This is a genomic window from Candidatus Hydrogenedentota bacterium (assembly GCA_013359265.1).
Taxonomy (GTDB): domain Bacteria; phylum Hydrogenedentota; class Hydrogenedentia; order Hydrogenedentales; family SLHB01; genus JABWCD01.
The window spans coordinates 367,727-382,223 of record JABWCD010000005.1 but is presented as its reverse complement, the minus strand read 5'-3'; the positions used below and the strand labels follow the sequence as shown (position 1 = coordinate 382,223).

The following is a 14,497-nucleotide window of genomic DNA, read 5'->3' as shown; positions in this document are numbered from 1 at the left end:
GCTAGCTCGGCGTCAGGTAACCGGCCTTGAGGCCAATCGCGGCTAATGAGAGGGCCAAAAAGAACCCGAGCATGTCGGTAAAAGTCGTGAGTATGGGCGATGCGGCGAGCGCGGGATCGATTCCGAGGCGCCGAATCGCCAGAGGAATGAGTCCACCAAGGCAAACGGAGAGCAGCGTGTTCACGGCAAGGGCCATACCGACAACGGCGGCGAGCACGTAATCGCCTTTCCAAACAATGGCAACGATGCACAGCAGGATTCCGAGCATTATTCCGTTGATAATGCCGACCTGGCTCTCCTTCCACCAAACGCGGATGAAATCGCGAGGCTGCACAAGGCCGAGGGACAATTCGCGGATGCTGACGGCAACCGCCTGATTGCCGGAGCAGCCGCTCATGTCGGAGAGGATCGGCAGGAAAACGGCGAGCGCGATGACCTTTTGCAGCGTGTCTTCGTAAAGCGCAACGACGCTGGCGGAAATGATGTTGAGGAAGATGTTCACGGAGAGGAACGCCAAGCGCCGCGACGAGCGTGACTTGAGCGGCATTGTCCGCAGCTCGTCACCGCCGATGATACCCGCGAAGCGTTGAAACGCCTTCAGGGTCGCGTCGCCGTGTGCTTTCTGGACGTCCGCGCGCTGAACAACGCCCACCAAACGGCCGAAGTTGTCGACCACGGGAACGCCGAAAAACACATATCGATTAAAGAAGCGTTCGAGTTCGTCGAGGGAGTCGGTCGCTTTTACGTGAAACGGATTTCGTATCTGTATTTCTTCGAGCGGTGTGTGTCCGGGCGACAGTACGAGGTCACGCAGGCGCACGCATCCTTCGAGAAGGCCGGTATCCGATATTACGTAAACGTATTGGACGGCGTAGTCCGAGTACTTTTCCGCGTTCTCACGCAGGTCCGTAAGCACATCGTCGATAGTCATTTTCGCGTGATAGGCGAGATACTCGGTGATCATCAGACCGCCGGCGGTATCTTTGCCGTAGGCAAGAAGCGCCCGCGCATCTTGCGCTTCCTCCGGAGACATTTCCTTGAGGATTGCTTCGACATCCTGCTTGTTCATCTCGGCGAGGATGTCGACGCGCTGGTCGCTGTCGATTTCGTCCAGAATGGCGGCGGCCTGAGCAGGCGCCAGCTCCTCGATCAGATCGGCGCCTTGGGACTCGTGCAGTTCCTCGATCAGGTCGGCCGCGTCTTCGGGATCGAGGAGCGCGAACACTTTGCCGCGCATCGATTCATCGAGCTTGAACAAGGTGCGTGGGAGTTCCGCCTGAGGCAGTGACGCCAGGTAGTCGGCCAGCGCTTCGCGGTTATTGGCCTCGACGATGCGAACGATTTCCTGCCAAGCGTCTTTTGTGCTTGTTTCAGGCATAGAAGAACCTCATGCACGAATTGAGAATTAGTGCCAGAGCATATCAGATGCATGAGCGGAATTGGAAAGTCGCGGGGCGGGTTTCCGGTTCGGCCCTACGGGGATTGGGGGTTTGACCTCTCACCTTCTTCGAGCGAAGCGCGAATGCGGAGATATGATTCGTACCGGGCGCGGGCGATGCGGCCGGATTCGACCGCGTCACGTACGGCGCAGCGGGGTTCGTGGGTGTGCGTGCAGTCGCGGAACTTGCAGAGTCCCGACGTTTCGGCGATTTCGTCGAAGTAGTAATTGAGTTCGGCGGGCGAAACGCCCCAAAGGCCCAATTGTTTTATCCCGGGCGTGTCGATGATCCGTATGCCGCCGGTTAGTTCGTATAATCGGGATGCGCTTGTCGTGTGACGGCCCTTGTTCGTGCTGTCGCTGATTTCCTGTGTGTGCACGGTGACATTCGGGTCGAGCGCGTTAATCAGAGAGGATTTCCCTACGCCGCTGTGACCGACGAGAACGCTCGTGCCCGCCTGGAGGATGGATCGAAGCTCGTCGATTCCTTCGCCGGTTTCACAGCTTGTCAGCACGACCTTCAGGGCGAGTTCGCGGTACATGCCGACGCCGTCCGGCAGCGGTCCGGCCAAATCTACCTTGTTCACACAGACGATTGGCTCGACCCCTCCCGCCTGCGCCGCCACGAGGTACCTGTCGATCAGGCCGGGATTAAATGCCGGGCGGGCAACGGAGGCCACGATCACGGCGTGATTGATATTCGCCGCAAACACCTGTTCGCGGTCGGATCCGATCGCGGGCCGGCTCAGCTTGTTCGCGCGCGGCCGAACCGCACGGACCACAGGGCCGCGATCATCGACCTCGATGAATACCCGGTCGCCAGATGCGAGGACTGACGACTTGCCGTCCACCAGGGATTCATCAACGCGGCACAGACATTCCGACCCGTCGCACAGGGCGAACGCCAAAACACCATAGGGCGACACCACGACACCGTTCGTCCGGCCATCGGAAAAATAATCGTCCGCGGGACGAACGGATTCTGGCGCGCTGTCCGGCCGCTTCGATCGGCCTTGGCGCGATGCGGTGTCCCAGTCGTTCGCGTCCCAGTTTCGCTTGCGAACGGGCTTATTTCTTTTGAACGGCTTGGACATGGCTAGGGCGTGGTGAACTGCGAATTGCGGCGGCCCACCACAGACGTGTTGACATAAGCCGGAGATTCTGGCGCTGCGCTCGCGGGGATTCGCCCGGAGCCGCGCATTACTTCTTCTCGATCCGGGTGAAGTCCGCGACGAGCTGCATGGAGTCGAGCACGGACTTTACGAGTGCGTGTCGATTCTGACGGATTTTTGTGTCGTTGTCATTTACCAGCACCGCTTCGAAATATGAAGCAATCGTCGGCAGCCACCCGAGGACCTCGCCCATCGCTTCGTCAAATGCCTGCCGTGCAACGCATTCCCGCAACGTGGCTGAGGAGTCTTCCGCGATGCGCAGAAAGGCCTTTTCGTTGTCCTGAAGGAGTGAAGCGTCCACGCTATTGGCGGGCTCTTTGACGATCCGTTGCATGCGCTTGGCCTGCTCGGCGAGGTCCTGGACCTTTCCGTTATCGAGTTGCTTCATGGCATTCAGGCACTGTAGCAGGAGTTGGGGGCGCCTGCCGTGAACGGCGAGTGCAGCGGCGACGTGGTCGTACGCAAACCCCTGCTCGCGCAGCATGACGTCGAGACGATCGTTGAAGAACGACAAGATGTCCGCGAGTACATTCTCGGGATGTTGAATCAGTGCGCCGTAGTTCGCGATGGCCGCGCGCGCGAACGCTTCGAGATCGATGTCGAGGCCGGCGGATTCACAGATCGTCAGGAGCGCGAGCGCGGTACGGCGCAGTCCAAACGGGTCGCTGGTGCCTTTCACGCGCACGCCGATCCCGAAATAGCCCGCGAGCGTGTCAAAACGGTCGAGAATTCCCGCGACGGTCCCGAGGGGGCCCTTCGGCAATTCGTCACCTGCGCGCCGCGGCAGGCGGTGCTCGTAGATTGCGCGCGCGATCTCGTCGTTGATGCCCTCGTTCCGGGCATACAACATGCCCACGACGCCTTCGAGCGAATCGAACTCGAAGACCATCTGCGTCGTGAGGTCGGCCTTCATGAGCGTTAGCAGTTCGCCCATCTTACGGTCGTCGACCGGCGGCAGCGAACCCTTCAGGGTGAAGTACAGATCGCGGAGGCGCGCGATCTTGTCGGCCACAGTTCCGAGCTTTTGGTGGAACAGGATCGAATTCAGTTTGTCGGCGAACGCGCGCAAGGGCGATTGCGTGTCGGTGTCCCAGAAGTAGCGCGCGTCGCGCAGGCGCGCGTTTAACACACGTTCGTTTCCCTGGCGAATAATCGCAACGCCGTCCGGGCCGTACTCTCCATTGGCGACGCACACGAAGTGGCGGCTGAGTTTTCCGTCGTGTGCGCGCAGCGGAATGTACCGCTGGTGCACCTTCATCGGGGTAATGATGATGTCCTCGGGCAGTGTCAAGGCGTCTTCCGGAATGGCCCCGGCAATCGGCTCCGGCCACGCGGAAAGGTTGGCAATTTCGTCGTAGAGTTCGTCGTCCTCCTCCGGAACGAGGTCCAATTCCTTCGCAAGCTTGCGAACGCGCTCGGTGAGCGTGTTGCGGCGCTCGACCTGATCGACGATGACCTGGCGGCCGCGCAGCGCATCGCGGTAATCGCGCGCGCCGGCAATCGTAATCGGTCCGGGCGCGAGGCGACGATGGCCATACGACACGCGGCCGGATTGGATGGTCCGCGGACTGCCGGGTACGTCGCGCAGCGACAACGATGCCGGCACCACGGTCTCGCCGTGAAGGGCGACGAGCCAGCGGATGGGGCGCGAAAACACGGTAGTGGTGTCTTCCCATCCCATCATCTTGGTGAGGTGGATGCCGTGGAGCACGTTCTCGATGACGCCCGAAAGCAGTTTCGCGATGTGACGGCCTTTCTGGTGCGCCTGAACGTAGCTGTACTCGGCCTTGCCTTCTTCGCGGAAATAGATGTCGTCGACCGAGACGCCATTGGCTTCCGCGAATTTCTTCGCGGCCATGCTCCATTCGCCTTTGTCGTTCTGCGCGGCCTGGCGCTTTGGCCCGCGCATTTCCTTCGTGACGTCCTGCTGGCGCGAGGGCACGTCACCCACGAGGATACCGATGCGGCGCGGGCTGACCCACACCTTGACGTGGCCGTGGGGTAGAGCGAGTGCAGCAAGCTCTTTGCGGATAAGCGCGGGTACTTGCTGCTCGATCGCGCGAATGTCTTTGTGCGGCAGTTCCTCGACGCCAATCTCGATGAGGAGATCGTCTTTCGGCTTAAATACCGCGGGATCGTACGCGGCGGGTTCTGTTTGCTCGTAGGTTACGGGGCTGGGGTGGCGCAGCAGCGGAAAACCCATCGATTCGCGTTGTGCGAGGAAGCCTTTGGCGCAGCGTTCGGCGACGGCACGGCACCGGAGTAGGAAGCGTCCGCGCTCGGACACGGAAAAGGCGCCGCGCGCATCGAGCACGTTGAAGAGATGCGACATGCGCAGGCAGTGGTCGTACGCGGGGAGAATCAATTCAAGCTCGAGGAGGCGCTGGGCTTCGCTCTCCCATATATCGAAAACCTGCAGCAACTTCGCGGTGTCAGCGTGCTCGAAATTGTAGTGGCACCACTCGACTTCTTGACGATGGAAGATGTCGCCGTAGGTGGTCCCGTTCGGCGCCCACTTGAGGTCGTAGACGTTTTCGACGCCTTGCAGGTACATACAAATGCGTTCGATGCCGTACGTCAATTCGCACGCACGCACGTCGAGTTTGACGCCGCCGCATTCCTGGAAATAGGTGAACTGGAGGACTTCCATTCCGTCGAGCCAGGCCTCCCACCCGAGGCCCCACGCGCCAAGCGAAGGGCTTTGCCAGTTGTCCTCGACGAACCGGAAGTCGTGCTTGGTGAGGTCTAGGCCGAGCGCCTCCAGGGACTGAAGGAAAAGTTCCTGTACGTCAGGCGGCGACGGTTTCAGGATTACCTGATACTGGTAGTAGTGTTGCAGTCGGTTCGGGTTCTCGCCGTAGCGCCCGTCCGTTGGGCGGGTACTCGGCTCGGTATACGCGACCCACCACGGCTCCGGCCCCAAGACGCGCAGAAAGGTCGCGGGGTTCGAGGTGCCGGCGCCCACTTCGGTGTGATACGGCTGCCACAACAAACACCCGCGTTCGCTCCAAAAGCGGTTCAGGGTCTGCAAAACTTCCTGTACGTACATCAATCGAACAATCCTCTAAACCTGGCCCTGTCGAAGCGCCAGGGAGACGCGGCGCGCCCGAATACCCAGCTTATCGACTAGCGCTGCGTTCATCGCAACTGGCGCAAACGGGTAATTTTAGCTATCGTGAACGGTCGTATCAAAACTTGGGGGAGAACACCCGTGGATGCCGCCGAGATTTCGTCGCTACAGGGTACGACCGCGCTTTCCGCTTCGCTCGCATTGCCGTGCGGGGTATCAGTGCCGAACCGGTTCGCCAAGGCGGCGATGACGGAGCAGATGGCGGATCCGGCAACCAACGCGCCGAACGACGCGATCATTCGCCTGTACGAGCGCTGGGCGTCGAGCGGCGCGGGAATCTTGCTGACTGGGAACGTGATGGTGGACCGGGTGTGCATGGAGCACCCGGGAAATGTTGTCGTCGAGGACGAGCGGGATATCGCCCTGCTTGCGCGTTGGGCGGATACGGCGCAATCCCGCGGCGCGCACCTGTGGATGCAGATCAGCCACGCGGGACGTCAGTCTCCGCGAAAGGTTACGAAGCAGCCGGTCGCACCTTCGGCCGTTCCTCTTCTACGCGCGTCGTTCAAGCCGCTATTCGCCGCACCACGCGCGCTGCGATCTGACGAGATTTCCCGGCTTATCGACGCGTACGCGCAAACGGCGGCAGTCGCGAAGAAGGCTGGATTCAAAGGCGTCCAAATACACGCGGCGCACGGCTATCTCATTAGCGAGTTTCTTTCGCCGCTGGTGAACCAACGCACCGACGACTGGGGCGGATCGCCCGAGAAACGCATGCGGTATCTGATCGAAGTGTTGCGCGCGACGCGCGCGGCCGTTGGCGCGCAATTTCCCATTGGCGTGAAACTGAACTCGTCGGACTTTCAACGGGGAGGGTTCTCCGAGGACGAATCGATGAACGTGGTCCGCGCGCTCGAAACGGAGCGAATCGACCTGTTGGAAATCAGCGGCGGAAATTACGAGAACGCGGCGATGGTGAGTCAACGCGAAAGTACGCGGCGGCGCGAAGCGTACTTCCTCGACTATGCGGAGAAAGTACGCGGCATCACGAAGACGCCGCTGATGCTGACGGGCGGGTTTCGCTCGGTGGCCGCAATGAACAATGCCCTATCGAGCGGGGCGATAGACGTTGTCGGATTAGCGAGGCCGTTGTGCACCGACCCTGAGTTCTGCGCGCGCGTCCTGAGCGGGCAGACGTCGGCGGCAACGGACGTAGTACCGCGATCGCGCGTCAAGTTGTTCGACGACATGCTACAGAGCTATTGGCACAATCATCAGATGAAGCGCATGGGGCGTGGGTTGAACCCAAATCTTGGTGCGAGCAAATGGCTGGTGCTGGCGAAGGGAATGATCGACCAGGCTCTCGCGAACCCCTTTGCCGCCGGGCGGTCGTATCCGCAGACTGTCTCGGCGGCCGAGTAAGTCCACCGTAAGCAAGCGCGGCGGGTGCTAGCCTGCCTTCGGGGCACGCGCGGTAAGCTGCTGTTGGAGGCGCGTGATCTGTTGGGAAGCGCGCAGCGCCAACGGTGTATTCGGCTCGAGGTGGATCACGCCCTGGTAGGTCGCGATTGCGGCGTTTAGGTCTCCCCCACGCCGATACACGTCCGCGAGGCGCATCTGCAACGCCATGTCGCCGGGGTGAAGCGCAATCGCGGTGGTCAGTGCAGCGGCGGCGTTGTCGTATTGGCCGAGTAGTTGGTACGCGGTCGCCATGCTCGAGTGCGCGGTGACGTTTCCGGGGGCGAGCGTGGAGGCCAGTTGATACTGCGTAAGGGCACTCGCCGGGTCTGCGTTACGCCGGTAGTACTCGCCCAACGCAAGATGCGCTTGCGGCGAGGCCGGTGCGGTATCGACCCAGTTCGCCAGCGCGTTCAATTCCTGCTCCGGCATACCCAGCCGGCGATACATCGACGCGGCAGCGGCAAAGCTGTCTGGCGATCCTTCTTTGAGGCGCTCGTACTGCGCCAGGTTTTCGAGGGCTTCGTCGTTCATTCCCAGTGATTCGTACAATCCCGCCGCACCGAGAAACGCTTTTGCGTCGTCGGGGCGTGCGGCGGTCCAATCTTGATACGCTTTGATCGCCTCGTCGATCATGCCAAGGTCGTTGTACATTTTCGCCAGCGTCGCGTAGGCCTGCGCTTCCTGGGGAAATTCTTTGACGGCGTTCTCCAACAGTTTCAACGCGGTTTCGTAGTCACCGTCGCTGAATGCGCTTGCCGCCTGCGAGATGCTCTTTCGCAGTTTGGCCGGAAGCTGATTCGTCGGCGCAGCGCGCTTGTCGTGGGATTGAGTCTGGGCGAGCGCGGTTGTGCCGGCGCCCCGCTGCGTCTCGGATGCGACGGCGCCATCGGCCCCGCGAGCTTCCGCGGTGGCCGAATCGGCTTGGGTCGTGGCTACGTTCTTGTCGGTGCGATCCAGGTTGACGTCACCGACCGGATCGAATGCACTGACCGGTCCAGATGATAATGTTTCGGTGCGCTCGTCTTGCGCCCGTTGCTCCAACTTGTGGACGCTGGCTTGGGTTTGACTCAACTGCTGTTTGATTGCGTGCACCCGCCAAGTCTGCACGATGAGGAGTAACGCAAGCGCAGCAATGACAGCAATGAGTCCCTTGGACATGGCGCAATTATTCCCGTTCCCCTGGTTGAACACGGGGTTTTCGACGACGGTTCCGATCCGTAGCGCGCACTAATTCGGCACAGCGTAAAGCCATCGGTGCGAAACCTCCGGCGTTGCAGTAAAACATAGTACGCCGTTTTCGATTGCGCAGGGGACAAGCGTGCCCAAACTTCCCGGAGTTGTGCCTTGTGCGTAGAGTTTGGCGGGTCCCGTTAACTCCGGCGCGGGAATCCGAATGTCCGCGGCGCCAACCACCTGAACGACAAGCACCGCCCCGTTGGGCACACGCCGCTCCGCGGGTACCGGCGCCCAACAGATCGACGCTATCGGCTGCGACGCGAACGTAGTTGTCACCCCATCGACGGCGATCGCGGCGGCATTGCTCCCAGCGAACGCGATCAAGTGACCGGCGTCGTTCGTTCGGAACGCAACGGCGCCCGTACCCGTGTATGTGACGGTACGGCCGTTCACGCGAAATTCGGCAAGCTCGATCGCGTCGGAGGGCGGCGGCACGCGTTCAAGATACGCGCGGTCTTGCTCCTCGTTGCGCGCGAATCCGCCCGGCCAGTCTTCCAGCGTATCTTTGAAATGGGGCGCGACGGCGGTCGTTCCGTTGGGAAAGCGGCACGCGAGATACGGTGTCGAGCGGGAAACGTGTTCCGTGTTGTCGTTGATATCAGCGAACTTGCCGGAGGCCGGATAGGCTCCGAGCGCCTCGAGCACAGAGAACCACGTGCGCGATTCGTAACCGAGACTCGCGGATTGATCGTCTCGCGGACGAAACCCCAGAAACGTGACGGAGCCACCGGCGGCGGTGGCGCGGTGCGTACCGACGATGTCCGAGCCGACGCGCGCCGCGCTTGTTACGCCCTCGCGCGGGGTAACCGGATAGATACGATCGACAAGAAAGTCCGTGAGGATTGTCTGTGGCGCAGCATTCGCGAGTGGGCCCTCGAATGCGACGACCTTGCCGGGCGCGATGATTCCTTCATCAACACCCGGCGCGTACTCGACACCAGTCAACTGCCTCCAGATCTCCAAGGCGTCGCCGCCTTCCGCGGTCAGCACGGGTGGCGGACCCGACCATACGAGTCTTCCCCCACTCTCGACGAAGCGATTCATTAAGGCGAGCAGATCATTGGAAGGAAATGGTTCGAAGAGCGTGACAAGAGTCGAGTAGCGCCGCCCACGCACCACAATGTCTTTGCCGTCGAGTTGGCCGAGTTCGAGAAGTTTGTCCGGGGTAATAAGATTTGCGTACGCGTATTGTGTCATCCAACTGCCGAAACGTTCGTCGACTGCGACGAGATTGGCCGGGTACAGCATCAACACGTCTACATCCCGGTGCTGCGCATCTTCTACAAGCATGAACGGCGGCGACGCCGACGCGCCGAAAACATCGACCAACGCGTGCCTGCGCAGGCCCAGTTCGCGCGGCATGCCCCAATGCGCGCCGTAGGAGTACGGAACGTCGTTGATAACGCCTGTCGAGCAGGCAAGCATCAGGCCGTAGTAATTTCGGTCAAGCCAGCCGCCTTCCGCGTGGTCGTTCCCGTTGCCGGTGAGAAAATCGCCCCACTTGAAGTAGTCGTAGCACGCGGACGACGCCTGCTGTACGGTATTCGACCAGACGAAGTTCGACGTGTATTCGTAGTAACTACGGAATTGGTTTTGGCGGCCCGTGTTCCATTTGTCGATGGTCGGGCTTTGCGCCCATGTAGCGTGCGCGCGCGCTTCGAGGCGATAACCGATACGTTGTTCGGTGTACCGTTTGGCGTCGGCGAACAGGTCCACGACGGTGTCCTGAAGGAGGCGATAATACCGCGCACGAAACAGCGCCGTTCGGCGCACGGCTTCGGGGGAATCGCCGAACACATGCATGCGCCCTTCTTTCGCGCTCAGCGTGCTCGACGTGTCCTCCTGGCCGCGCGTGAAGTAGACCATGTACTTGGCGAAATCGCCGAACTCTGGGCCGAATCTTTCTGAGTACACGCGCGACAAGTTTGGCGTGACGTAGCGCATCGCGAATTCGCCGTTGTCGTGGTGGGAAAAGTAGTGCCAGTCCTGTTGGATGTGCATTTCATCCGAATACAGCGCGTTCAACTTGACACCGGCATCGAGGTACTTGTCGATGAGTTGCTTGAGGAATGGAAACGATTGTGGACTGAAGTAGTCCATTTCGGGTGTGCGGTACTGCTGCACGACGAGAATGCGGTCCAGGCGCCCGATGTCCGCCCTGCCCTCGCCGTGGATGCGCACGCGAACCGCGCTGAAGTCGCCCTGCTGAACGACCGCGCCGGGCCACACCTCGACCTTTGCGGTGTCCGTGATTTCGACGATGGCGTCTTGATCGACCACGAGGTATGGCGTGCCGCCGATGGAGCGCTCGCTGAACGCGAATACGCGGACCCCGGCATCTTCGACGCTGATTGTGCCTTTGTTGTTTGACCACTTCGTGTGGCGCCAAAGTTGCACGCTGTATTCGCCGGTTGTTGCGTCGCGAATGCCTTTGCGGTAATGGAGCCATAAACCCGATTCACCGGTGGCGGCGCGATACCCGCGCCCGATTTCGAGCGGACTGAGCAGGCTGATTTCGAGTCTGAGGCCGTACTCTTTGGCGAACGCGCTGATTTTCGCGATTCGCGCGATGCAGGCGTCCTCGTCAGGCACGTATTGGCGCACCCCTTCAGGTCGGTCCTTCTTGTATTGACTGAAGAAGTGATCGAACGCGAGGATCAGCGTGCGATGTCCTGCCGCTTTTGCGTTTTCGCAGATGGTACGCAAGGTGGTTACGTTCGGCGTGCCGGTGATGCCGAGGTCGACCTGCTTGTCCGGGTCGGTCAAGTCATCCAGTTGTTGATCCTCGACGTAGATGATTCCGGATTTGCCAAGTTGAAACGCCCACGGCCCGGGAAAGCTCACTGCTTGCGCCGTGTATAAGTTTTCGGGAACGGCGCCGCTCGGCTGAGTCTCCTCCGCGCGCGCGGCCAAGAGGAGCGCGGCAGTGGCGAAGAGCACTAAACGGACAGGGATCGAATTGTGATGCATGTCGTCGCCAATCTAAAGGGTGTGGTTGTCGAATTCCCCCGAAGTGAATTTATAGCACGAATGAATGCGGCGATTCTGCCTCGGTGCTATCCCGGATTTTTTTGCCGCCCCGAAGGATTTTGCCTCCACTGCGACGATGTGGAGCGATGAGAAATCCGGGCTATCGTCGCGCGCGCAGTTTTGCTTTACACAATGCCTCGAGCGCGATGGCCGTGGTCAACGGCGCGGACTCCCACTCGATGACTATTCCGCTGTCCGCGCGCGCGATGAAGAAAGGCGCTGCTCCCCATGCGCCGGTAATCGAGTTTTGCCTGCGCTCCAGGAAAGCGATGCCTTCGTCGATCAATGGCGTATCTACGCCAGAATGAATCAACGAGAGCACGGCGAACGCTGTGTTCAACTCAGGGCTGCCCTTGTCCCAATACGAAGTTCCATCCGCGCAGGTCCGGGCTTCGTCGATTATTTCCGACGCCAGCTGCTGTACGGCGGCGTCCAGTTCCGGTATCGGTCCTTCCGCGTACGCGCGCGATACACAGTAATGAAAGACGTAGCTGTCGGGATAGTAGAGACTGATGTTGTCCCATTGCACGCGATGCAATCCGTTACGCACTGCGTCGTCGATCACGGCCACCGATTCGGAAAAGCCGGGTGTTTTGACCAGACCGAACCGCGCCAGCGCGAACAGAACGTTCGCGTTCACAACCAAATCGATATCGTTGCCGTATTGCGGCGTAGCCGAAGCGTTCTCCATGAACCAGGTCAGAAATGCGCCGGAATCGTCCGGCAACCAGGCCGGATCGAACCGAAGCGGCACGGCATCGATATGCCGGTTCCCGCCGAACAAGTCGTCGAGATTTGCTGTCACAGCCTCTCCGCCATCAAGCGTGCGGTGGTCCAACAGGGCCGCGTATACCGTCGCGGTAACGTCCGCATCGGTGGGGACGGCCATTTCGGTCGGGAAGTAGGACAAATTGACCGGAGCGCGGGTCCCGCCGAGGACCGGCCCTTCCAGGAGATCGAACAGCAGGTCTTCGAGCAGCGGTGTGCTCGAACCGGAGTCCATTTCGTACGGCCAAAACCCAAACGTTTCCGCGTCGAACGCCGCATCGTCCGCTTTGAATCGGTTCAAGCAATCGACGGCGCGGACGCGCATCTTGTGCGCCAACTTGATGTCGTCGGCGCCGAGTCCGAGTGCGTCCTGGGTTGCCGGGGAAATACCCGCCAACGCGTGGTGCGCGAACACGACGACAAACGGGCTTACGTCCTTAATGCGGTATCCGGGAACGTTTCTGAAGTGAAATATCTGCGGCCAATTCCCGCGGTAATCGATTTCGCCCGGCGTCATGCTGTCGCGTTTCGTTTGTGCGGCGTCGAGATACAACAGCGCGCGCTGTATGGGAGACACGCGCACGGGACAACTCGTGGCGCAATGGACGATTACGACGCAAAGAACGAGGAGTTTCACCGACCTTGCATATTGAGTGTTGAGGAGACCAGTAGGCCAAGATGCATCGAGTAGATTCCCCGGCGACGCGTTTATCCAATCGCCAGGCGGTCTCATCGCGCGCCGCGCTCGAGGATGTGCATTACTTCCTTCGCGGCAAGACGCTGGCCAAGGCGGGTCAATCGCGGAAAGTAGCGACCGACCGCTTCGATTAACTTGCCGTGCGCGGTGAGGACCACTTCCGCCTTGCGCGCATGAATCGCGTCGAGCATTTCCGCCGCCGCCTGGTCGGCTCCCGCTGCAAGCCATTCCGGAATCGTGTTGGGCTTGGCGCGGTCGATCGAGCCGTTTCGCTTCACGTAACCGATTTCGGTGTTGACGAACCCGGGGAGTACGTTTGTTACCGACACGCCAAACTCCGAGAACTCATGATAGAGGCACTCGGCAAGTCCACACGCGGCGAACTTGCTCGCGCAGTATGCGCTACCTCCCGGAAGGGGCAGGCGGCCGGCGATACTCGTCACAATCGCAAGCCGGCCCCGCGTTTTGCGCAGATGTGGGAGCGTCGCGTAAATGGTGTCGACCACTCCGAAGAAGTTGGTGTCGAACTGGCGCCGAAAATCCGCGGTGTCCAGCGTCGTAAATCGACCATTCACGGGCATGCCTGCGTTCGCCACGACGACATCGAGGCGGCGGTACGTTTTCACAACACGGGCCACCGCGCGTTTGATCGATACGGGGCTGGTCACGTCGCAGGTGACCGCAATCGCATCTCCGCCCTCTGCTGCAATTTCACGTTGTACCTTGCGGAGCAGGCCCGTTCTGCGCGCGGCAAGCGCCACTCGTGCGCCCTCCGCGGCAAACCGCTTCGCGAGGGCGGCCCCAATGCCCGAGGATGCGCCGGTGATGAAGACCGCTTTTCCGGAGAATCGCGCCGCCATGCGCGTGCCTCCTTCTTTCGCATTCCGATTAGTTCTTCGACGATTCGGCGGACGACGGTTTTCCAATGCGGACGATGTAAACCTGGTCCAAGATGATACCCTTCGGGTCGCCGACCGTTTCCATATTGAACGAAATGCCGTTCGTCTTCTTTTGCGCGGACCAGTATTTCAGGTGTGTGATATTCCCCGCGTCATCACGCACCCATTCCTGAAAGATGCAGGAGTGTCCGGAACCGTTGCCGCGCCAGAACTGCACGAAATCGCCCGGGCGCGCATCGGCGGGTTCCTTAATTTCCGTGCCGATCCCGTACGTCAGGACCGCATTGTGGATGCAGCGTTTGTTCCCGTCGCTGCCGAACCAGAGGAATTGGAACTGCTTGATGTCTTCAACGGTCCACGTGTGGAGCGCCTTCGGGTTGTGCGTGCGGTTGTATTCCTCAATGGCGCGCATGAACACTTCCCAGGTAATGCCGCTGCAATGGCACCGGCCTTGTTCGTCGCCCTTCGCGACGAGTTCGCCGTTATAGAACACGTCACGCGTCACGCCCTTCCACTCGCCCTGCTTCGGCCAATAATAGGCGTTTGTTCCGTCCGTTGGATAGGAAGCCGAGACCGTCAGCACGCATTGCGCGAATGCGTCGGCATCGGGCAATGGAGGAGACTCGGCGCCGCTCGCCGCCAGGATCGGCAACGCCAAGACAAATTGAGTCCAGATACGTTTCATCGTGATAGCATCCGGCATTTCGTCCACTTTGATCGGCGTAA

Annotated in this window: 9 protein-coding genes; 1 reads left to right on the top strand and 8 read right to left on the bottom strand. The window is 60.5% G+C overall.

All coding sequences use genetic code 11. The annotated features are described in order from the left end of the window. Position 1: 1 nt before the first annotated feature. The 3 genes from mgtE to HUU46_06935 form a co-directional block, all read right to left on the bottom strand. A complete protein-coding gene (gene mgtE, locus HUU46_06945) occupies positions 2-1,378 on the bottom strand; it encodes a magnesium transporter (GenBank protein NUM53362.1) in 1,377 nt (458 codons plus the stop codon). A gap of 95 nt (positions 1,379-1,473) precedes the next feature. Then, entirely contained in the window at positions 1,474-2,532 is a 1,059-nt protein-coding gene (gene rsgA, locus HUU46_06940; GenBank protein NUM53361.1) for a ribosome small subunit-dependent GTPase A, read from the bottom strand. Positions 2,533-2,638: 106 nt separating this feature from the next. After that, positions 2,639-5,659 carry a glycine--tRNA ligase subunit beta gene (locus HUU46_06935; protein NUM53360.1) on the bottom strand — a complete coding sequence of 1,007 codons (3,021 nt, stop codon included), beginning with the start codon at positions 5,657-5,659 and terminating at the stop codon, positions 2,639-2,641. Between the two features lie 162 nt (positions 5,660-5,821). On the opposite strand from HUU46_06935, the gene HUU46_06930 reads away from it, so the two are divergent. Continuing rightward, positions 5,822-7,102, top strand: coding sequence for an NADH:flavin oxidoreductase/NADH oxidase family protein (locus HUU46_06930; GenBank protein NUM53359.1), 1,281 nt, complete (start codon positions 5,822-5,824; stop codon positions 7,100-7,102). Positions 7,103-7,129: 27 nt separating this feature from the next. On the opposite strand, the gene HUU46_06925 is transcribed toward HUU46_06930, so the two are convergent. The 5 genes from HUU46_06925 to HUU46_06905 form a co-directional block, all read right to left on the bottom strand. Beyond that, the gene (locus tag HUU46_06925; GenBank protein ID NUM53358.1) at positions 7,130-8,299 is read right to left on the bottom strand and encodes a tetratricopeptide repeat protein; all 1,170 of its coding nucleotides are present in this window, start codon (positions 8,297-8,299) and stop codon (positions 7,130-7,132) included. Positions 8,300-8,368: 69 nt separating this feature from the next. Further along, entirely contained in the window at positions 8,369-11,221 is a 2,853-nt protein-coding gene (locus tag HUU46_06920; protein NUM53357.1) for a hypothetical protein, read from the bottom strand. Between the two features lie 286 nt (positions 11,222-11,507). Next, positions 11,508-12,758 (bottom strand): hypothetical protein, encoded by a 1,251-nt coding sequence (locus HUU46_06915; protein NUM53356.1) that lies wholly within the window; start codon positions 12,756-12,758, stop codon positions 11,508-11,510. 146 nt (positions 12,759-12,904) lie between these two features. Then, positions 12,905-13,732: an SDR family NAD(P)-dependent oxidoreductase gene (locus tag HUU46_06910; protein ID NUM53355.1), complete on the bottom strand. Its 828-nt coding sequence runs from the start codon at positions 13,730-13,732 to the stop codon at positions 12,905-12,907. A gap of 28 nt (positions 13,733-13,760) precedes the next feature. After that, a complete protein-coding gene (locus HUU46_06905) occupies positions 13,761-14,456 on the bottom strand; it encodes a hypothetical protein (protein ID NUM53354.1) in 696 nt (231 codons plus the stop codon). Positions 14,457-14,497 lie beyond the last annotated feature (41 nt).

What these genes read in the sequence shown, in the direction of transcription:
- mgtE (NUM53362.1), bottom strand. Translation starts at nt 1,378, where the DNA reads ATGCCTGAAACAAGCACAAAAGACGCTTGGCAGGAAATCGTTCGCATC.
- rsgA (NUM53361.1), bottom strand. Translation starts at nt 2,532, where the DNA reads ATGTCCAAGCCGTTCAAAAGAAATAAGCCCGTTCGCAAGCGAAACTGG.
- HUU46_06935 (NUM53360.1), bottom strand. Translation starts at nt 5,659, where the DNA reads ATGTACGTACAGGAAGTTTTGCAGACCCTGAACCGCTTTTGGAGCGAA.
- HUU46_06925 (NUM53358.1), bottom strand. Translation starts at nt 8,299, where the DNA reads ATGTCCAAGGGACTCATTGCTGTCATTGCTGCGCTTGCGTTACTCCTC.
- HUU46_06910 (NUM53355.1), bottom strand. Translation starts at nt 13,732, where the DNA reads ATGGCGGCGCGATTCTCCGGAAAAGCGGTCTTCATCACCGGCGCATCC.
- HUU46_06905 (NUM53354.1), bottom strand. Translation starts at nt 14,456, where the DNA reads ATGAAACGTATCTGGACTCAATTTGTCTTGGCGTTGCCGATCCTGGCG.